We start from the raw sequence: 20,664 nt of genomic DNA, 5'->3' as shown, positions 1-20,664 counted from the left end.
TGCCCCACCACCGGCTCGGACTCGTCCACCCGACCATCATCGGCCAGACCCCGCCCGGCCGTCAGCATCATCGTCACGATCTACCTCTCCCAGCCCCGCCCAAGCCAGCCTAGATGGAACGTACTGCCTGTCTCGTCTCATCTTGGCAGGTAGGGGCTCCTGGGAAGGTCGAGCTCCGGGGATGCGTGGCCTGTGGATGAACCCTCGTTATCCACAGGCGACCAACCGAGGGTTTCCGAAGTCGCCGTGACGGCTCACTGTGGGAGAGGCCGTTCGCGGCCAGCCCGGCGGATCCGTCCCTGACCCGAGGAGCACGCCATGCTCGAGACGACCATCACGCTTGTCGGCAACCTGGTCGACGATCCGGATCATCGGATGGCGGCCAACGGTGCGTCGATATGCACCTTCCGCCTCGCGTCGACGCCCCGCCGGTTCGATCGTTCCGAGAGCCGCTGGGTCGACGGAACCACGCTGTTCCTGCGGGTCTCCTGCTGGCGCCAGCTCGCGGACAACGTCGCTGCCAGCCTCGTCCGGGGTGATCGTGCGCTCGTCTACGGCCGGCTGCGGCAGCGGTCGTTCGAGACGGGCGAAGGGGAACGGCGGGTTACCTACGAGATCGACGCGGATGCGGTCGGAACCGAGCTCACCTGGCATGCGGCTCGCTCGGAGCGACTTGCCCGTCGCCCGGGCTCCGCCCCCGCGGGGGCGGCGGCCGCGACGGGTGTTCCCAGTGATCCGTCCGCTCTGGTGGGATCCGCTCTGGTGGGATCCGAGCACGGTGCTCTGGCCGGCTTCCCGGTCGCTGGTGCGGATGCGGATGCGGCCGGAGCGGCATCTGCCGCGACGGCCATGGCGTCGATGGTCGCGGGACCGCCGGCGGGTGCCGGGCGGCTCCAGGGCGCGGGTGTGGCGCCCGGCGAACCGCGCCCGTCCGCCGTGACGGTCGACGATTCACCCTGGCAGTCGTTTCCCTCCTCCTCCCATGACCTCTCCTGATCGTCCAGCCGTCGATGGCGGGGACCTGGAGGGCGAGTCGGACCGACCTGCGTCCGGCGCGGCCAAGGGCGCTGGGTACCGTGCCGTGGATGAGCAGCCGGCACGAGATGGGGCCGACGGGGCCTGTCTCCGCCGAACCTGGGACAGAGCCGCAGGCGCCCTTCGACGTCATCGATGCGCAGGTTGTCGTGAGTCCCGGCTTGGAGAGCGGCCTTGCGCACGCGACACCCGGATCGGTGGTCGTCGCCGCGCCCAGGGGTGATGCTGAGCCCCGGAACGACACGCCGCGGTCCCGGCCGGACGGCGAACAACCGCCGGCCGGGCCGCCGGCTTCCGACGACGCTCACGGTCGGCGGGCTCCCGTCCAGCGGCTGCGCGTTCGTCTCGCGAGCATCTCGGGGCCCGCCCGGTACGTGATGGTGCTCGCCGTCCTGAGCGCGGCGGTCGCCGTCGTCCTCCGGCACACCGTGTTCCCGTTCCTGTCGGTCAATAACGACGAGGGCATCTACCTCCTGCATGCCAGGACCCTCGCCGAGGGCCGCCTGTTCCCGCCCGCCCCGGACCCGGCGCCGTCCTACCTGCCATGGCTGGGAACCGTTGTCGGCGATCACTACGTGTTGAAGTACACGCCCTTCGTACCCGCGATCTTCGCGATCGGCATCGTGCTGACGGGAAGCATCGATCCGGCGCTTGCGATGATCGTCATGGCGGCGGTCGTCGTCACCTACCTACTGGGCGCCGAGCTGTCCGGCAGCCGGCGGACCGCGGCGTTGGCGGCGACCCTGCTCGCCTTCTCCCCGCTGGTGATCCTCCAGAGCGCGATGGTGCTGAGCTACCTGCCGACCCTGGTGCTGCTGCAGGTGACCGTCCTGGGAGTGCTGCGGGGACGGCGCCGCCGACGGGCGGCACCGGTGGTCGTCGCGGGCCTCGCCCTCGGCGTGGCGGCGGCGGTGCGGCCGTACGACGTCGTCCTGCTCCTGGCTCCGCTCGCGATCTGGCTGGTCTTGACCTCCACGGGCGGGCGCTGGTGGCTGTGCCGGTGGCTGCTTTGCGGGCTCGCCGCGCCCATGGTGCTCGTCCTGCTCAGCAACGCCGCCGCCACCGGTGACCCGTTGCGGCTGCCGTTCGCGCTCCTCGAACCCGACGACAAGATCGGCTTCGGGTTGCGCAAGCTGTATCCCGGCGACGGCAGGCACGACTTCGGCCTGGTCGAAGGGCTGCAGTCGGTTGGCGACCACCTGTGGTTGTTCGGCGGCTGGGCCTGCGGGGGAGTAGTGCTGGCCGGCTGTGCGATCGTCGTGGCGGCTCGGCGGCAGCTGTCCGCACCCGCCGCGGTCCTGGGTGCGGGTGGGCTGCTCTTCCTGGGCGGATACGTCGGCTTCTGGGGCGCGTGGAACGCGGCCGAGTTGTGGGGCGGCATCCGCTACGTCGGCCCCTTCTACCTGGTCCCGGTGCTCATCCCGCTCGTCCACCTCGGCGCGGAGGGCCTGGTCAGGGCCGGCGAAGCCGTCTTCGCCCGCGGGCACCGCTTCGGGCTCACCGCCGTCGCGGGGACCGGCGCCGCCATCCTGGCGCTCACGGCCGTCGTCCTGGTCGGGGCGGTGCGCGCCAACCTCACGCTCACCGGGCACGACCGTGACCTCAGCGCGATGCTGAATCGGCTGCCGGGCGACCCGCTCGTGTTCGTCGCGGTGAACCCGCCGTTTCTCGGGCATCCCACTCCGGTGACCGCGAACGGGCCGAAGCTCGACGGTCCCGTCCTGTTCGCCGTGTCGCGGGGGGTCGACGATCTCATCGTGGCCGCTGACCACGCGGACCGCCCGGCCTACCTGCTCCGCCTGGCATCGGCCTACGGCCGCTCACCCGCCTCGCCTTCCACCGCGCGGGTCGAACGGCTGGCGGTCAGGAGCGGCAGGCGGGTGGCGGTGACCCTGCGAGTGGATGCCGCGCCCGCGGGCGCCCGTTCCGCCCGCGTCGTGCTCACCGAGGGTGCCCGCCGCCTGTCGATTCCGGTCCATCCGCGGATCCCCACCTCGATGATCCTCACCGTCGACGCGGACGGCCTCGATATCACCGACGTCGCCAATATCACCAGTATCACCAACATCGCCGGCGGCACGGACAGCCCCGGCGGCACCACGACGGACCGCAACGACTCCGGCCGGTCCCCGGTGCATTCCGGATCCCTCGGCCGTCCGTCGGCGAGCACCGTGCGGGACGGCCGGGGCACCTCCATCACCGTGGCCTACTACGCGACGAGCCCTTCCGGACGGGAACATTTCCTTGATCATAAGGTGCTGCCCGTGCGGCTGGCCGCACGGGACGGTTCCCGGTCGGACAGCTCCCGGTCGGACGGTTCCCGGCCGGCTGCCGGCCCGCCGGTCACCGTGCTCGGATCCCTGGGGGAGGTCGATGAGGTCGGCGAGGGGCGTCGGCCGCCGCTGCGCATCATCATCGATGATCGTCGAGGCTGACCTGCCCGCCCGGGTAACCTGCCTGCCCCGGCGCCCCGATCCCCCGGTGATCGGTCGGCCTGATGATCGGTCGGCCCGGTGATCGGTCGGCCCGGTGATCGGTCGATGCGGCGGATGGGAGGAAGCATGTACGTTCCGTCGAGGACGTCAGTCCCCGGCTCGTAGATCCGTAGGACGGGCCGGAAATCACCGACTGCCGCGGGCAGCCAGTTGGCAAGCGGCCCGCCGTCCTCCGGGGGATCGCTCTGGAGCAGGATGCGCACCGAGCCGTCCGGACCGCGGCGCAGATCGCGGTCGCCGCTCCGCAGGGAATACCGGTGCAGGGGATTCTCGACGAGGTAATACTCGGGCGCGTCGTACATTGTCAGCGACCAGAACACGGCCTGCGGAGGCGGCACCAGCTCCAGCAGGTACCGGTGGGCCCCGCTCAGCTGACGGCCGTCCGTGTCGATAGCACGGCTCGCCTGGATCTCCTCGTAGCCGTGCGTCGCGCCCCGCGGCAGCCGGGCGGCCATCGCCCGGGCGAGACGGGCCTGTGCCCGATCGCTTATCCGCCAGGCCGGATCGTCGATCGTGCCTGGTCCGAGTCGGTCCAGGTTGAAGTCGAGGGCATGCGGGGTGCTCACCCAGCCGTTCGTCAGCGCCCGGCCGGCGTGCGCCACCCGTTCGAGCTCGTCGCGGCCGGCGCGCAGCCCGGTGCGCAGGGACCAGGCGAGGCCCGGGTTGGGGTCGATGTACGGCGAAGGATCGTTGAGGATCCCGAGCGAGGTGAAGTGGCGGGCGTACTCGGCCTCGGCCCGCGACGGAGGATAGGCGCGCAGCCAGATGCGCAGCTCCTCCCAGAACCGGAGGTCGTCACAGACCCTCTTCGAGTGCTCCGGCGGTCCCTCCGCGCGGCGGGCCTCGGGATCCAGCGGGCTCAGGTCCAGTTCCTCCTGCAGCCGGGACACCGCCGCGATGTCCGCCGGGCCGTCGAAGCCAAACCGGTTGATCAGCGTCAGCAGCCGGGTCGGCGCCTTGATGCGGGCCAGCGACGCGGGCGCGCTGCCCGTCCAGCCCGGCGGGACGAGCAGATAGCGCCCACCCCGTCCGCCGGTGGTTCGCCGTCCCACGTAGGCGAAGTTGTTCCGCCAGGCGTCCATGAAGATCATCACGCTGTAACGATCCGGCGTGTCGGGGATCCGCAGGACCAGCGGACCCGGCGTGAGGTCGACCTCGGCCACCGAGCACAGGGCGTCGTTGTCGACGCTGACGAAGCAGGACAGTGGCGCGGGCGGTTCCGTCTCGTGAGCGAAGGCGTTGTACCCGGCGGGCCGGATCGGCCCGATTCCCTCAGCCGCCGTCCGTACGCTCAGCCGGACATTGCTGACCAGGGGATATCCGAAGATGAACGCCTCGGCCGCCAGCCCGAGCCGATGGTCACTCGCGAGCATGCCGTCCTCCCCGCGCTCGTCATCTCCGTTTCAGCGGTCGTCCCCATGCAGCGGTCGCCCCCACAGTCTGTGCCCTTCTTCGTGGTGTGGTACCCACCGGATGCCGTCCGGGGACCGGGAGGACCCGATGATCCGCCCGGTCCCCGGCGTCGGCCGACGGGCCACCGATCACCGCTGTGAGGAACGCGGGCGCGATGCCCTAGGGTTGATGGCATGGCGCAGTACGTCTTCCAGATGCGCAAAGCGCGCAAGGCCCATGGCGACAAGGTCATCCTCGATGACGTGACCCTGTCGTTCCTCCCCGGAGCCAAGATCGGGGTAGTCGGCCCGAACGGCGCGGGGAAGTCGTCCCTGCTCAAGATCATGGCCGGCCTCGATCCGCCGAGTAACGGCGAGGCGACCCTGAGCCCCGGCTACACGGTCGGCATGCTCGCCCAGGAACCCTCGCTGGACGAGACCAAGGACGTCCGCGGCAACGTCGAGGACGGCGTGCGCGAGATCCGCCGGGTGCTCGCCCGCTACGAGGAGATCAACGAGAAGATGTCCGCGCCCGACGCGGACTTCGACTCCCTCCTCGCCGAGCAGGCCGAGCTCATCGACAAGATCGAGGCCGCGAACGCCTGGGAGCTCGACAGCCAGCTCGACCAGGCCATGGACGCGCTGCGGCTGCCGCCCGGCGATGCCGACGTCACCCTGCTCTCCGGCGGTGAGCGCCGCCGGGTCGCGCTGTGCAAGCTCCTGCTCGAGGCTCCCGACCTACTCCTGCTCGACGAGCCGACCAACCATCTCGACGCCGAGAGCGTCGCCTGGCTGGAGCAGCACCTCGCCCGCTATGCGGGCGCCGTGCTGGCCGTCACCCACGACCGGTACTTCCTGGACAACGTCGCCGGCTGGATCCTCGAGCTCGACCGGGGCCGTGCCCTGCCCTACGAGGGCAACTACACCACCTACCTGGAGAACAAGGCGGCCCGGCTGAAGGTCGAAGGCCAGAAGGACGCCAAGCGGCGCCGGGTACTCGCCCAGGAACTCGAGTGGGTCCGGTCCAATCCGAAGGCCCGCCAGACCAAGAGCAAGTCGCGCCTCGCCCGCTACGAGGAGCTGGCCGCCGAGGCGGACCGGGCGCGCCCGCGCGACTTCGAGGACATCCAGATCCCGCCCGGCCCCCGGCTCGGCAACCAGGTTATCGAGGCCAAGGGGCTCACCAAGGGCTTCGATGACCGGCTCCTCATCGACAACCTGTCGTTCACCCTGCCGCGCGGCGGCATCATCGGCGTGATCGGCCCCAACGGCATCGGTAAGACGACCTTGTTCAAGATGTTGACCGGGCAGGAGGCGCCGGACGCCGGGGAGCTCGTCATCGGCGACACCGTCGACATCGCCTATGTCGACCAGACCCGCTCGGGCCTGGACCCGAAGAAGAACGTCTGGCAGGTCGTCTCCGACGGCCTCGACCACATCGTCGTCGGCAAGGTCGACTTCCCGAGCCGGGCGTACGTGTCGTCGTTCGGGTTCAAGGGGCCCGACCAGCAGAAGCCCGTCGGTGTGCTGTCCGGCGGGGAGCGTAACCGGCTGAATCTCGCGCTCACCCTCAAGCGTGGCGGCAACGTCCTGCTTCTCGACGAGCCCACCAACGACCTCGACGTGGAGACGCTGCGCTCCCTGGAGGACGCGCTGCTGGAGTTCGCCGGCTGCGCCGTGGTCATCTCCCACGACCGCTGGTTCCTCGACCGGGTCGCCACCCACATCCTGGCCTGGGAGGGAACCGACGAGGACCCGGCGCGCTGGTTCTGGTTCGAGGGGAACTTCGCCGACTACGAGACCAACAAGATCGATCGTCTCGGGCAGGAAGCGGCCCGCCCGCACCGCGTCACCTACCGCAAGCTCACCCGGGACTGAGAGCGCACCCGGGCCGGCCGCCCGGCCGGTGCCCGCGGGCACCGAGCGGTCAGTCGGGGCGGTTCTGCAGCGAGTTCGCCGCCATCGACAGGTAGCCCCAGAGCTGCCTGTCGAGATCGGGCGGCAGGTCCAGGGAGTCGACCGCGGCCCGCATGATCTTCAGCCAGGCGTCCCGCTGCGCCGGGCCGATCGCGAACGGGCCGTGCCGCCTCCGCAGCCGAGGATGCCCGCGCTGCTCCTGGTAGTCGGTCGGGCCACCCCAGTACTGGATGAGGAACATGCGCAGGCGCTCCTCAGCGCCGGTCAGATCCTCTTCCGGGTAGAGCGGGCGCAGTACCGGATCGTTTGCCACACCCTGGTAGAACCGCGCGACCAGCTTCCGGAACGTCGGTTCGCCGCCGGCGGCGTCGTAGAAGGAGCTGACCGGGAGAGTGCGCGGAGGAGACTGGCTCACTCGTCCATTCTGCGGCACGCGGTGCGGCCCGATCCGGGCGACGGGTGTTCTCAGCCGTCGCGGGGCGCGATCCACGCCGTCGTGTCGGGGGGCAGCGTCAGGGTCGCGCCGTCGTACCCCACCGGTCCGCTGGCGAGCACCAGCCGTCCGGGCAGCGGAACCGCCATCTCCCCCTCGGTCGTCATCACGCAGGTCATATTGGCCGGCCCCACCGAGGTGGGCGGGGCCGGGGGCACCGACGAGCCTGCCGGCGCGGGGGCGGTCGAAGGCCAGGCATCCGGCCGGGGCGTCGTCCCACCAGCGCAGGTCGTCGCCACGCAGGTGGGGGAGGGCACGGCGCAGGGCGAGCGCGCTGCGCACGAGCAGCCAGGTCGACATCGGGTCGGCCGCCTGCGCGAGGACCGCGAGGTCCGCCCAGTCGGCGGGTTGCGGCAACCACGGGTTGGCGCCGGCCGAGGTGAATCCGTAAGGGGGCGTGTCCCCCGACCACGGCAGGGGGATCCGGGCGCCGTCCCGGCCCGGCGACGTGCCCCCGGACCGCGTCCAGATCGGGTCGCGACGGGCGGCCGGCGGCACCTCGGCCTGCGGCAGCGCTAGCTCGTCGCCCTGGTACAGCACCGCGGTGCCGGGCAGTGCGAGCAGCGTGAGCAGGGCGGCGCGCGCGGCGGGTCCCCGTGGGACCGCCGCCGTAACGGGTCGCCGGACGCACCACGTCGTGGTTGGCGAGCACCCAGGTGCCCGGCGCGCCGACCGCCGTCAGCGCGGCGCGTTCGGCATCGATGGCGGCCCACCAGGCCGCCGCCGACCAGGGGATGCTCAGCAGGGAGAACGAGAACGTCAGGTGCAGCTCGTCCGGTCGCACGTAGCGGGCGAGCCGGGCCGGGTCGCGCACCCAGGTCTCCCCGATCAGGACCCTGGGACGCCCGTCGCGGGCGGTGTGCTCGTCGGTGATCGCGCGCCACTCGCGGTAGATCTCGTGCACCCCGTCCTGGTCCCAGACCCGGGGCTCGTGCTCCTCGCGGAACCCGCTGTCCGGAGCCAACAGGGCGCCGGGCGGGTTGTCCCGTAGCTCGGCGTCCTTCACCAGCCCGTGGGTCACGTCGATCCGGAACCCGTCGACCCCCCGATCGAGCCAGAACCGCAGCGTCGCGGCATGGTCCGCGCGGACGGCGGGATGATCCCAGTTCCAGTCGGGCTGCTCGGCGTCGAACAGGTGCAGGTACCACTGGCCGTCCGCCACCCACGTCCAGGCCGATCCACTGAACACCGATTCCCAGTTGTTCGGAGGCTGCTCGCCGCTGGGGCCTCGGCCGTCGCGGAAGATGTAGAGCTCCCGCTCGGGACTGCCCGGCGCGGACGCGAGCGCCGCCTGGAACGCCGGGTGCGCCGAGCTCGAGTGGTTCGGCACGAGATCGATCAGCACGGCGAGTCCGGCCTCGGCGGCGTCGGCGAGCACGGCGTCGAGGTCCGCGAGGTCACCGAAGAGCGGATCCACGCCGCGATGGTCGGCGACGTCGTACCCGTGGTCGGCCATGGGGGACGAGTAGAAGGGTGTGATCCAGATCGCGTCGACGCCGAGTTCGGCCAGCACGGGCAGGTGCCGCCGCAGCCCCTCCAGATCGCCGACCCCGTCACCATCGGAATCGGCGAAACTGCGAAGGTACACCTCGTACAGCACGGCCCGGCGCCACCACGTCCCGTCCCGGCCGGGCGACCGCACCCGGCCGTCGGCGCCATTCGGGCGATCCAGCTCCCCGGCGTCGCCGGCTCCTGGGCTGTTGTCCTTGTTGTCCCCAGCACCCTCGACGTTCTCGCTGCCCGCGTGGTCCTTGCCCGCGTCGCTCCGGTTGCCGTGCTGGACTCTAGATCGAGGACAGGAATAAGGTATTTTATCTCCCTTAGTAGATGAGGGTGTCTTTGTGGGGCAGTCCTCAACAGAATAATGTGTCCTCATCTGGCTCCTTCTGGCGTTCCTGGCCTTTTTGGTGCAGGTGCCCCTGTTGTGCGCCTACCCAGGGACCGCTCCGCCGCGTCGGGACGGCGCGGCGGAGCGCGTGTTCCTCGGTCGGGTGATGCCTATCCAGCATCAAACCCGGTCGGTGGGGGCGAAGGGAGGGCGATGGGGTACTGGTTGCGGCTCGGGCCGACGTTCCCCTGATGCGTGATATCCGATATCCGAACTAGACTGCCGCAGGTGGACCAGGTGACTGGCTGTTACGGAGCAGTACCGAGAATCGGATTTGGTCGGGGATGTGATGGTGTGCCCGTGACGTCGGAACCATCCACCGGGATTTCGCCCTATGCGCCCGGTATATCAGGGTTTGTCGGTGAATCACGGAGGTCCGATCAGGTGCGGCGGTCGGCGTCCGCAGGTCTGCGGGCCGCGCGGGAGGCTGTCCGCGCGCTGTGCCACGGTGCTCGGGGGGACCATGACGACGGATTGGGTGGCTCCGACCCGTCCTTCCTGGCCGATGCCGGTCTCGTCCTCGGCACCTCCCTCGACCCCGATCGGGTCGTCGACCTGATCGCCGGACTCGCCGTGCCCCGTCTCGGCACGGGCGCCTTGGTGTGGCTGCGCGAGGGCGACCAGGTCAGGCTCGGCGCCTCGGTCTTCCACGACCCGAAAGCCGGCAAGATCATGCGGGCGATTGTCGCCACGCGGCCGCCCCAACTCGCGGACGACTTCCCGCCGGGCGTCGTCATGCGTAACGGCCAGACGTACTGTCTGCCGGACTTCGACGAGCTGCGCCCGGTGCCGCTGTTCCCGTACGAGCTCGCCTACCAGCAGTTCCGCCGGATCCAGAGCGGTCCCACCGTCACCGTCCCGTTGCCGGCGCACGGCCGGATCCTCGGCGCGATCACTGTCGGGCGCGGCACCGGCTTCTATTCCGGAGCGGAGGTGAACCTGCTGGAGGACCTCGCCCGGCGGGGGGCCGTCGCGCTGGAGAACGCACAACGCTTCCGCGAGGCACAGGAGTCCGCGCTGACCCTGCAACGGTCGCTCCTGCCGGCGCATCCCCCCGCACTCGACGGGGTCGAGATCGCGATGGAGTACCGGCCGGGAACGGCAGGGACGGAGGTTGGAGGCGATCTCTACGATGTCATACCGCTCGCCGGGGGGCGAGTCGGGGTGGCCATCGGTGACGTGATGGGGCGCGGCCTGCATGCCGCGGCGGTGATGGGCCAGCTGCGGGCGGCGCTGCGCGCCTACGCTCTGGAGGATTGGAGCCCCGTCGAGGTGCTGACCCGGCTTGACCGGGTCGTCGGCCTGCTGCCCGGTCTCCAGCTCGCGACCTGTATGTACGCCGTCTACGACCGGGACACCGGCCGGGCGACGATCGCGAACGCCGGCCACCCCGCGCCGTTGGTGATCCTTCCCGACGAGGACCCCGACTATCTGGTGCTCGACCCCGGGCTCCCGCTGGGAGTCGGCGAGGGGGCGGTGTTCAGCGAGACGACCGTCGCGCTTCCACCCGGATCGGCGTTGGTGATGTTCACCGACGGCCTGGTGGAGTCGCGACGCCGCCCGCTCGTGGACGGCTTGGACAATCTTCGACGCGGTCTTACCGCACAGCGTGCCCGGGCGGCCGCGGCAGGCCTCGAGGCGGTCGAAGTCGCGGCGGGTGCCGACGTGGCGGCTGGAAGCGAGGGCGAGGGCGTTGGCCTGAGCGCGGAACGGACCGGGAAGGCGTGGACGGATCGGCGGGCCCCCGGCCCGTCGCTCGGCCCACCCCCCGGGGTGCCGGAACGCCGCTCCTGGGTGGACCGGCGGCGCCGGGCGCGCAGGGTGAACTTCGCGGCACGTAGCTGGTTCGGTCCGGACACCGTCAACGGCCCCGGCGAGGGCCCCGTCGAGGAGACCGCCCGCACGCTGCTCGAACGGTGCCTGATCGCCGCCGGTCTCCCGGCCCGGACCGACGACGATACTGCCATGGTGGTGCTCACCACGCAGGCCGTGAACCCGCCATTGCTCGAACTCGCGTTGCCCGCGGTGGCCGCGTCGGCCGGCGAGGCCCGGACAGCGATGCGCTCGGTCCTCGCCGAATGCGGGATCACCTCCGTCGAGGACGCGACGCTGCTGGTCAGCGAGGTGGTGACGAACGCGGTGCTGCACGCCCGCAGTGATCTGGTGCTGCGGGCATCGATGGAACCCGGTCGGCTGCGGATCAGTGTCGAGGACCGGGAAGGCGCGCATCTGCCCCGGCCCGGCGCGGCCGCGGAGAACAAACCCGAGCCCGAGTCGGGGTGGGGCTTGCTGCTGGTCGAGGCGCTGGCGCTGGCCTGGGGCGTGGAGATGACCCCCGGGGGCAAGCGTGTCTGGTTCGATATCGAGATACCCGACCGGGAGCCGGGTGCCGCCGGCCCGACGAGACCGATCGTCAGGCCCAATCCGTCTCCCTCGGCGGGCCTGTCCCGGAAGCCTCCCCTCGACCCGCCGGTCCAGGGCCGCTCCTGGGGATAGCATCCGCTGCCGGGCCACCTGACGAGCCGGGCCGAGGCCGCGTGATCAGGCGGTGGCGACGGCGCCGGTGGCCCATTCGTCCTCGGCCTTGCGCACGATGTTGCGTAGCATTCCACCGAAGACGGCCGCGTGGAACGGGCTGACCGACCACCAGTAGAGCTGCCCGGGAAGTCCGCGGGGCAGGAAACTCGCGCGCTGCCAGTAGGTCGTGGTGCCCTCGGCGTCGATCATCGAGCGTAGTTCCAGCCAGGCCTCGCCGGGCAGCTTCATCTCGGCACGCAGCCGGAGCAGGTGGCCCGGTTCGATCTCCTCGACCCGCCAGAAGTCCAGAGCCTCCCCGGCGTGCACCCGCTGCGGATCACGCCGACCCCGGCGCAGACCGACGCCACCGAGGGCGGTGTCCAGCCAGCCGCGGGCGGACCAGGCCAGGGGCCACGAGTACCAGCCGTTGTCGCCCCCGATGCCCTCGATGACGTGCCACAGACAGGCCGGCGGCGCCGCCACGGCCATGCTGCGCTCGTCGACGTAGAGGGATCCCCCGGCCCACTGCGGGTCGGTCGGCAGGGGCTCGTTCGGGGGGCGCGTGGCACCGGCGCCGTCCCCGTCGTCCGATGCGCCTCCCGATCCCGGCCACACCGCCGTCGACCAGCGGGTCTTCACCGAACGTGCCCGCACCCGGGCCAGCGCGAGGGCCACCGCGGCGTCGAAGGGCAGCAGTCCCTCGGCGGGATCGGGGATCCAGCGGGCGATCTGGTGGTCGTGGGCCACCACCTCGTTGCGCAAGGAACGGATGAGCGGCCTCGCGATGCCGCCCGGCACCGGGGTGACGAGCCCGACCCACAGCGAGGACAGCTCGGGGGACAGGATCAGAACCGGGACGATGATCCGGCGCCGCAGCCCCTCGACGGCGGCGAAGCACTGCATCATCTCCGCATAGGTCAGGATGTCCGGGCCGCCCACGTCGAAGGTGCCCTCGACGTCGTCGGGGACGTCCAGAGCGCCGATCAGATAGTGCAGCACGTCCCGGACGGCGATCGGTTGGATCCTGGTCCGCACCCAGCGCGGCGTCAGCATCACCGGCAGGCGCTCCGTCAGGTAGCGCAGCATCTCGAACGAGGCGCTGCCGCTGCCGATGACGACCGCCGCACGCAGCACGATCGTCGGCACCCCCGAGCCGAGCAGGATCCTCCCGACCTCCTGGCGGGAGCTCAGATGGGCGGACGTGCCACCCGTCGTCGCCGGGCTCAGCCCGCCGAGGTAGACGATCCTGCGGACACCGGCCGCCCGGGCCGCGACGGCGAAGGCGTTCGCCGCCCGCCGGTCGACCGCGGAGAAGTCACCACCACCGTCGATCGAGTGGATGAGGTAGTAGGCGACCTCGATCCCGTCGAGCGCGGACCGCAACGACTCCGGATCCCGGGCGTCGGCGCGGACGACCTCCGCCCGGGCGGCCCATGGGATGTCCCGCAGCCGGAGGGGATCCCGGGTCATGGCCCGGATATGGTGGCCACGGTCGAGCAGGCGGGGAGCCAGCCGGCCGCCGATGTACCCGGTCGCCCCGGTGACGAGGATGCGCATGCAGGTTAGCTGCCCTGGCAGGTCCCGCCGTACCCTGGCATCCGGCCGATCTGCCGTCGCCGTGCCTGGGAACGCCTCGAACAGGCGGGGCGCCCGGGCAGGCGGGGACGCCCGGGCAGAGGACGCTCCGGGCGGGTGCCGTCAGGCCGAGGCGGCCTCGGTCACGTCGGTACTTAGGTAGGCCGACCAGCGTGGATCCATCCGACGGGAGCCCAGAATGCGCCAAGCGGCTCCGCTCGGCGCCCGTGGCGCCGTGCGGAGCCGCCAGCCGAGATCAGCGACGGCCCGGTCGGCTTTCAGATGGTTGCAGCGGCCACAGGCCGCCACGACGTTTTCCCACGCATGCGGGCCCCCACGGGAGCGTGGAATGACATGATCAAGTGATGTTGCCGGAGCATTGCAGTACACGCAGCGATGATGGTCGCGGGCCAGCACACCCTTGCGGGTCAGCGGGATCTGCGAGCGGTACGGCACCCGGATGAAACGCGCTAACCGGACCACGATCGGGACATCGACGGAGGCCGTCGCGGACCGAAGAACCTGCCCGGCCGATTCGACCATGACGGCCTTGTCGGTCAGGACCAACACCAGCGCGCGCCTTTGCGACACCACGCACAGAGGCTCGTACGTGGCATTGAGAACCAGCGCCTCTGCCACGCGCCGACCTCCTGCCCACCGAGGGCCCTTTGCGGGCCGTTCTGCCCAGCGTCTCCGGTGACAATGGACAGTCAACCTTCTTCTGCGGCAGAACGCGAGCCTGTTTGCATGGTCATCGCCTTTCGTGCCGTGGCGCTGCACATATCTCGTGGCCTTTGTCACATACAGGCGACCATTTTGTGACCGCATCAATACGGAAAGTGCTTTTTCGGGTGTGATGGGAGACCTGGCCGGGTTGGGTCGGAGCGTGGCTGTCCGCCGACCGGATCGGGGCCCCCACCGCCGGGCCACCGGCATGGGTGAGACTGATCTGCGGCCGCCGCCCGCGCCGCCGTGAGCGCGGGAGGGCCGGTGACCTCGGCCTGCTCGAGGAACTTCGAATGATCGCAATCGACCGGAAGGATGATCGACGCCGTGACGCCCGCCCCGTCCCTGCTGGCTCAGCCTCTCATCCCGTCGCTGGGAATGCTGCTGTCCGCCTCGCCGTCACCCACCGAAGTGCCGGGCCCGACGTCCGGGCTGACGACGCCCACCCCACTGCCCTCGCCGAGCCCGTCGGTGACCTCTGACCCGCTGGTGTCCCTGGAGGGCGTTGCGACCGCGCTGCGGGACGCCTGCGGGACCGATCCGGGGCTGCTGTGCCGCACCGTCTACGACATTACCCACAGTAATTATCTTGCCTCCGGGGCTGAGGTGTTCCTCGGTACCCCGATCCGCATCGCGCTCATTCTGGTGATCGCGTTTGTGGTGCGGGCGCTGCTGCACCGGTTCATCCGGCGCACCACCGACATCGGACACGCCACCGAACGGACCGGTTCCGGCAGTTGGGGCGGGTTGTTCCGGGGTTCCCGCGCCGGCTCTCTGCTGGGCGCGTTCGGCGATCCGGCGGTGCTGATGGAAAGGCGCCGTCAGCGTGCGGCGACGGTCGGTTCGCTGCTGCGCAGCGTGACGTCCATCTTCATCTTCGGCCTGGCCTTCCTCAGCATCCTGGGCGAGCTGGGTATCAATCTTGCCCCCATCGTCGCCAGCGCCGGTGTGCTGGGAGTCGCGGTCGGTTTCGGTGCGCAGAACCTCGTCCGGGACTTCCTGTCGGGGATGTTCATGCTGCTGGAGGACCAGTACGGGGTGGGAGACGTGATCGATCTCGGTCCGGTCTCCGGTGCCGTGGAGGCGGTCAGTTTCCGGACGACCAGACTGCGTGACGTCGAGGGCACCGTCTGGTACGTCCGGAATGGCGAGATCACCAGGGTCGGTAACAAGAGCCAGCAATGGGCACGGACCGTGCTCGACGTTCCGCTCGACTACGACACCGAGGTCGCCACCGCCAAACGGGTGCTGGCCCGGACGGCGAACGAGCTCTGGGCGGACGCGAAGTGGAGCAGCCTCATCCTCGCCGAGCCCGAGGTCTGGGGGATGGAGACCATGACCTCGGACGGTTACACCCTGCGTGTCGCCATCAAGACCCAGCCGCTCAAGCAGTGGGAGGTCGCGCGCGAGCTGCGTGAGCGGGTCCGGACCTCGCTTGGCGCGGCCGGGATCGAGCTCGGTTCCGTGCAACGCAGTGAGGTGATCATGGTCAACGACGACGAGGAGACCGCCGGGAGCCGTGCGGAGGACGACGCGGATCCGGATGCCGGGGTCGGCGGGGGTGCCGCGGACGCTCAGGGGACGGATCTGCCGCGGGCACGGATCGACCCGCCCGCCCCCGACCCGTCGCGGTTGAGGGGATGATCTGGGCGTGCCGGTGAGTCTGGGCGTGCCGGTGGGTCTGGGCGGTTTGGGCGTGCTGGGCAGTCTGGGCTCACGGTGGCTGAAACTGTCCTGAGGATCGCGGTATGTCTTCCTGAGACCGGCCCCGCGCAGCACCATCACCGTGTCGGGTGAAGGCAGACTGGGGGCGTGCGGGTACTGGTGGTGGACGACGACGCGGCGGTCCGGGAGTCCCTGGAACGCTCGCTGCGGTTCGAGGGGTACGAGGTGGCCACGGCGGTGGACGGGGCGGACGCGCTCGGCGTCATCGGCCGCGAGCGGCCGGACATCGTCGTGCTGGACGTGATGATGCCCCGGGTGGACGGGCTGGAGACCTGCCGTCGGCTGCGGGCCCAGGGCGACGACGTCCCGGTGCTCATGCTGACCGCCCGGGACGGCTTGGCCGACCGGGTCAGCGGCTTGGACGTCGGTGCCGACGACTACCTGGTCAAACCGTTCGCGCTGGAGGAGCTGTTCGCCCGGTTGCGGGCACTGATCCGCCGGGCGGCGTTGGCCGCGCGGGTGCGGGCGGCCGGTTCGGACGGGTCCAAGGGGATCCCCGGCTCGACGCTGTGCTATGGCGGGGTCTGTCTGGATCAGGCTAGCCGCCAGGTGACCCGCGGTGATCGGGAGCTGATTCTGACCAAGACCGAGTTCGAGCTGCTGGAGTTGTTTCTCGCCCATCCGCGTCAGGTGCTCTCCCGCTCCATGATCATGGAGCGGGTCTGGGGTTATGACTTCGGCCCGACATCGAACTCGCTGGAGGTCTTCGTGAGCTACCTGCGCCGCAAGCTCGAGGCGAACGGCGAGCCCAGGCTGTTGCACACCGTGCGCGGAGTTGGCTACGTGCTGCGTGAGCCGTCGGGGGACCGCGCGTGAGCAGTGCCCCCGACCAGGGGGCCGCGCCATCGCCGTGGTGGCCGCAGCCGTTGACGGGTCGCCCGGCAGCGGGGCAGGTGGCAGCGGGGCAGCCGGCAGTGGGGCAGGTGGCGGTGAACGGGCGCGCCGGCCGGTTGGACGGGTTCACGCGGCGCGTCCACCCGGGACGTCACTCCAGGATCCGGTTTTCCTCCCCGCTCGGTCAGCTGACATTGCGGGCTCGGCTCGCCCTGCTTGTCGGGATGGCGGTGGCTGCCGCCGTGACGGTCGTCGCCGGGGTGTCGCTGGGGGCGACCAGCATCGTGCTGAACCAGGCCATCGACGACCAGCTCGTAGAGCAGGCTGAGGCGTCGGCGCACACCATCCAGACCAGTCCGCTGGGGCTGGAACTGCAGGCGTTCAGCTTCGGGCTGGAGGGCCAGTTCCTCGATGCCGCCGGCAATCCGCTGGAGAACGCCGTCTCGTCCTGGAACAGCATGCGGATCCCGGTCGACTCCGCCGACGCCGAGGTGGCCCGGCGGGAGCGGGCCCAGAACCTGCGCACGATCGCCATCGACGGGCAGTCCTACCGACTTGTCACGGTTCCGCTGCAACGTCCCGCGTCCGGCGGTGCATTGCAGCTCGCCCGGCCGACCACCGACGTCGACCGGACCCTGCGCGATCTCGCGCTGGTGCTGCTCGTCGTCGGGATCGTCGGGGTGGTCGGCTCGGTGCTCGCCGGACAGATCGTGGCACGTGCCGCGCTCAAACCCGTTGACGCCGCGGCCGCGGCCGCCGAGGAGGTCGCTCGCACCCAGGATCTGTCGGCGCTCATCCCGGTGACCGGATCCGACGAGATCACCCGGCTGGCGGAGAGCCTCAACAGCATGCTGCGCGCGCTGGAGGCGTCCCGGGCCCGCCAGCGCCAGCTCGTCGACGATGCCAGCCACGAGCTGCGCACCCCGTTGACGAGCCTGCGCACGAACATCGAACTGTTGCTGCGCGCCGAAGCGAACCCGCATCGCGCGCTGCCCGCGGCCGACCGTGAGGCGCTGCTGCGCGACGTGGGCGCGCAGATGCGCGAACTGTCCGGCCTCGTCAGTGAACTGGTCGAGCTCGCCCGGGACGAGGCGCCCACCGAGGAGGTGGAACGGCTCGATCTCGCGGAGATCGTGCGATCCGCGGCCGAACGGGCCCGGCGCCGCGCCACCGGCAAGGGCGTCGGCATCGAGGTCGACGCGACGTCCTCGACGGTCGACGGGCGGGCGAACATGCTCGAACGGGCAGTCACCAACCTGCTCGACAACGCCGTGAAGTTCTCGCCGCCCGCCTCCGTCGTCCGGGTCGGCTCCCGGGACGGCGAGGTAACCGTCGCGGATGACGGACCGGGCATCGCGCCGGAGGACCGCGCGCAGGTGTTCGACCGCTTCTACCGGGCCACCTCCGCGCGGGGCCTGCCCGGATCCGGGCTCGGCCTCGCGATCGTCGCGGATGCCGTGCACACCCACGGGGGTACCGTCACCGCGGAGAGCTCTCCGAGTGGCGGGGCGTTGCTGCGGATGCGGCTGCCGGTCGTCGACGACCCCGGTCCGCTGGGCTCGGCCACCGCACCGGGCCCGGAGCCGAACCCGCCGGGCGGCGCCGCTCCGCCTCCGGACCGCGCGGGCGAGAATCTCAGGTCGTGACTTCCGACTGCCCTGCCGTGCCCACCGCATCCGCGCCCGCGTCCCCCGCGTCCGCGTCCCCCGTGCCCGCCACTGGTCCCACCGCCCCGGCGGAACCGCAGCCCGCCGGGGCGCCGGTGGTGGACCCCGCCGTCGACCAGGTCCTCGCCGAACTCGCCGCGGTGTCCGGTGTGGCGACGTCCTACCTCGGGGCCGATGGTGTCCCGGTACAGGTTGCGCCGGACACCGTCCGGGCCGTCCTGCGGCTGGCGGGGGTCGATCCGACGGATCCCGCCGCGGCGCTCGCGGCGGCGCTGGAACGGCCCTGGCGACGCCGGGTGCCGGCCTGCGCCGTCGTCGTCGCCGCAGCACCGCGCCCGGTGGTCGTTCACACGCCCGTGGATGTCATTCCATACGCCGAGCTGGAGCTCGGCACCGGCGGCCGGGTCGTCCTCGATCCCCCTGGCGCCCCCCTGGCCGAGCGGGTGCTCGACGGCGTGCCCTGGGTCGCCCGGCCGATCGGGCTCCCGGTGGGCCTGCCCCTGGGGGACCACGTGCTGCACGTCGACGCCGGAACCGAGCGGCATCGCTGCCAGGTCGTCGCCGTGCCGGCCGCGGTGCCCGGCCCCGCCGCCCTCGCTCCGCCGGCCCGCGCCTGGGGCTGGATGATCCAGCTCTACGCGCTCACCTCGGCGTCGTCCTGGGGGATGGGGGACTACGGCGATCTCGCGACGCTCGCCGACTGGTCGGGCCGGGCAGGTGCTGACGTGCTGCTGGTGAATCCGCTGCATGCGGGTGCGCCGACCCTGCCCGTCGCGGCGTCCCCCTACTCGCCCGCGAGCCGCCGTTTTGTCTCCCCGCTCTACCTGCGACCGGAGCGGACGCCCGAGTACGCTCGGGCCGATCCCGCCACCCGGTCGGCCGTTGACGAGCTCGCCCGTGGCGCCCGCCGCGACGGTCGGCGGGACGGTCTGCTCGATCGGGACGCGGTGTGGCGGGCGAAGCTGGCCGCGCTGGAACTGCTCTTCGAGGTCTTCCGGCGCGGCGGCGAGCAGGTGGCATCCGCCGAGCCGGCCGGGTCCGACCTGATCGATTTCGCGACCTGGAGCGCGCTCGCTGAGCGGTACGGCCCGGACTGGCGGACCTGGCCGGCGCGTCTCGCTCATCCGGGCGCGCCCGCCGTCGCCGAGGCGAGGGCGGAGCTGGCCGACCGCGTCGCCTTCCACGTGTGGCTCCAGCAGCGCTGCGACCAGCAGCTCGCCGCGGCGCAGGCCGCCGCCCGGGCCGCCGGGATGGCCGCCGGGATCGTGCACGACCTGGCCGTCGGCGTCGATCCGGGCGGTGCGGACGCCTGGGCACTGCAGGACGTTCTCGCCGTCGGCGCGAGCGTGGGGGCCCCACCGGACACCTTCAATCAGCAGGGCCAGGACTGGGGGCTGCCGCCGTGGCGGCCGGATGCCCTGGCCGAGGCCGGGTACGCGCCGTTGCGTCAGATGGTTGCCTCGGTGCTGCGCCGCGGCGGCGGGCTGCGGGTCGACCACATCCTCGGCCTGTTCCGGCTGTGGTGGATTCCGGCTGGGGCGGGCGCCGCTCACGGGACGTACGTGCGTTACGACGCCGAGGCGATGCTCGGCCTGCTCGCGTTGGAGGCCGCCCGCGCCGGCGCCGTCGTCGTCGGGGAGGATCTGGGTACCGTCGAGGCGTCGGTGGCGACGACGCTCGCCCGCCTGGACGTGCTGGGTTCGACGGTGCTGTGGTTCGAGCAGGACGCCGAGGGCCGGCCGTCGCCGCCGACGGCGTACCGGGCGGCGACGATGGCCAGCCTCACCACGCACGACCTGCCCACCGCCGCCGGCTACCTCGAGGGCGAGCACGTGCGCACCCGCGCCCGGTTGGGGCTGCTCGGGCGTTCGGAGGAGGCCGAGGCGGCCGGTTGGCGAGCCGAGCGGGACGCGTTGGTCGAGCTGGTGCGATCCGAGGGACTGGTGGATCCGGCTGGCGCAGCGGCGGGCCTCGGCGGACGGGGGAACCCCGGCGGGAGCGGCCGGCCGGAGTTTGACCCCGCCCTCCGGGAGGCGTTCGGCCCCGCCGTTCGGCAGGAGATCGTTTTCGCGCTGCACCGGCTGCTGGTGCGGTCTCCGTGCCGCATCGTGCTCGGGTCGCCGGGTGACGCGCTGGGCGACCGGCATCAGCCGAATCTGCCGGGCACGACCGATGCCTATCCGAACTGGCGGCTCCCGGTGACCGACTCCGCCGGTCGGCCGGTTACGGTGGAACGCCTGCTGACCGATCCGGACGTGCGCCGGCTTGGCGAGCTCCTCGCCCAGGCCCGGGTTGCCCAGGCCCGGGTTGCCCAGGTCCGGGTTGCCCAGGCCCGGGTTGCCCAGGTCCGGGTTGCCCAGGCCCGGGGCGCGTCGTCCACCGGTGCGGCACCCCTAGGTCT

12 protein-coding genes and 3 pseudogenes are annotated in these 20,664 nt (G+C 71.5%); 8 read left to right on the top strand and 7 right to left on the bottom strand.

The window, feature by feature from the left end; all coding sequences use genetic code 11:
• The first annotated feature begins 318 nt into the window (after positions 1-318).
• Both AC08OT_RS09105 and AC08OT_RS09100 read left to right on the top strand, forming a co-directional pair.
• Positions 319-996, top strand: coding sequence for a single-stranded DNA-binding protein (locus AC08OT_RS09105; protein WP_476592995.1), 678 nt, complete (start codon positions 319-321; stop codon positions 994-996).
• Between the two features lie 89 nt (positions 997-1,085).
• Positions 1,086-3,470 (top strand): DUF7846 domain-containing protein, encoded by a 2,385-nt coding sequence (locus AC08OT_RS09100; protein ID WP_476592994.1) that lies wholly within the window; start codon positions 1,086-1,088, stop codon positions 3,468-3,470.
• 212 nt (positions 3,471-3,682) lie between these two features.
• On the opposite strand, the pseudogene AC08OT_RS09095 reads toward AC08OT_RS09100, so the two are convergent.
• A pseudogene (locus AC08OT_RS09095) lies at positions 3,683-4,903 on the bottom strand (DUF1254 domain-containing protein); the annotation flags it as partial.
• A 213-nt stretch (positions 4,904-5,116) separates the two neighbouring features.
• Here AC08OT_RS09095 and ettA point away from each other — a divergent pair.
• Positions 5,117-6,799, top strand: coding sequence for an energy-dependent translational throttle protein EttA (gene ettA, locus AC08OT_RS09090; RefSeq protein WP_476592993.1), 1,683 nt, complete (start codon positions 5,117-5,119; stop codon positions 6,797-6,799).
• A 49-nt stretch (positions 6,800-6,848) separates the two neighbouring features.
• Here the strand turns inward: ettA and AC08OT_RS09085 are convergent, their stop codons facing one another.
• The 4 genes and pseudogenes from AC08OT_RS09085 to AC08OT_RS09070 form a co-directional block, all read right to left on the bottom strand.
• Complete coding sequence (locus AC08OT_RS09085) at positions 6,849-7,271, bottom strand: globin (RefSeq protein ID WP_476595532.1); 423 nt, start codon at positions 7,269-7,271, stop codon at positions 6,849-6,851.
• Positions 7,272-7,303: 32 nt separating this feature from the next.
• Positions 7,304-7,438 carry a hypothetical protein gene (locus AC08OT_RS09080; RefSeq protein WP_476592997.1) on the bottom strand — a complete coding sequence of 45 codons (135 nt, stop codon included), beginning with the start codon at positions 7,436-7,438 and terminating at the stop codon, positions 7,304-7,306.
• A gap of 193 nt (positions 7,439-7,631) precedes the next feature.
• Positions 7,632-7,871: pseudogene (locus AC08OT_RS09075) on the bottom strand (alpha-amylase); the annotation flags it as partial.
• 121 nt (positions 7,872-7,992) lie between these two features.
• Positions 7,993-9,207: pseudogene (locus tag AC08OT_RS09070) on the bottom strand (alpha-amylase family glycosyl hydrolase); the annotation flags it as partial.
• Between the two features lie 396 nt (positions 9,208-9,603).
• Here AC08OT_RS09070 and AC08OT_RS09065 point away from each other — a divergent pair.
• The gene (locus AC08OT_RS09065; protein ID WP_476592992.1) at positions 9,604-11,715 is read left to right on the top strand and encodes an ATP-binding SpoIIE family protein phosphatase; all 2,112 of its coding nucleotides are present in this window, start codon (positions 9,604-9,606) and stop codon (positions 11,713-11,715) included.
• A 45-nt stretch (positions 11,716-11,760) separates the two neighbouring features.
• Here AC08OT_RS09065 and AC08OT_RS09060 read toward each other — a convergent pair whose 3' ends face one another.
• Both AC08OT_RS09060 and AC08OT_RS09055 read right to left on the bottom strand, forming a co-directional pair.
• A complete protein-coding gene (locus AC08OT_RS09060) occupies positions 11,761-13,293 on the bottom strand; it encodes an SDR family oxidoreductase (RefSeq protein ID WP_476592991.1) in 1,533 nt (510 codons plus the stop codon).
• A 141-nt stretch (positions 13,294-13,434) separates the two neighbouring features.
• The gene (locus AC08OT_RS09055) at positions 13,435-13,950 is read right to left on the bottom strand and encodes an HNH endonuclease (RefSeq protein WP_476592990.1); all 516 of its coding nucleotides are present in this window, start codon (positions 13,948-13,950) and stop codon (positions 13,435-13,437) included.
• Between the two features lie 402 nt (positions 13,951-14,352).
• Here AC08OT_RS09055 and AC08OT_RS09050 point away from each other — a divergent pair, with 402 nt between their 5' ends.
• From AC08OT_RS09050 to malQ, 4 genes are all read left to right on the top strand, one after another.
• Positions 14,353-15,681, top strand: a complete 1,329-nt coding sequence (locus AC08OT_RS09050) for a mechanosensitive ion channel family protein (protein WP_476592989.1) — start codon at positions 14,353-14,355, stop codon at positions 15,679-15,681.
• 168 nt (positions 15,682-15,849) lie between these two features.
• Positions 15,850-16,578, top strand: coding sequence for a response regulator transcription factor (locus AC08OT_RS09045; RefSeq protein ID WP_476594520.1), 729 nt, complete (start codon positions 15,850-15,852; stop codon positions 16,576-16,578).
• Positions 16,575-18,242, top strand: coding sequence for a HAMP domain-containing sensor histidine kinase (locus tag AC08OT_RS09040; RefSeq protein WP_476602712.1), 1,668 nt, complete (start codon positions 16,575-16,577; stop codon positions 18,240-18,242). The genes AC08OT_RS09045 and AC08OT_RS09040 overlap by 4 nt, the downstream gene beginning before the upstream one ends.
• Before the next feature lie 116 nt (positions 18,243-18,358).
• The coding region (gene malQ / locus AC08OT_RS09035) for a 4-alpha-glucanotransferase (protein WP_476602713.1) at positions 18,359-20,664 on the top strand (2,306 nt) is incomplete at its 3' end.

The sequence above is a fragment of the Frankia sp. CgJB1 genome, from assembly GCF_977947065.1.
This window is presented reverse-complemented; position numbering and strand designations above follow the sequence as displayed.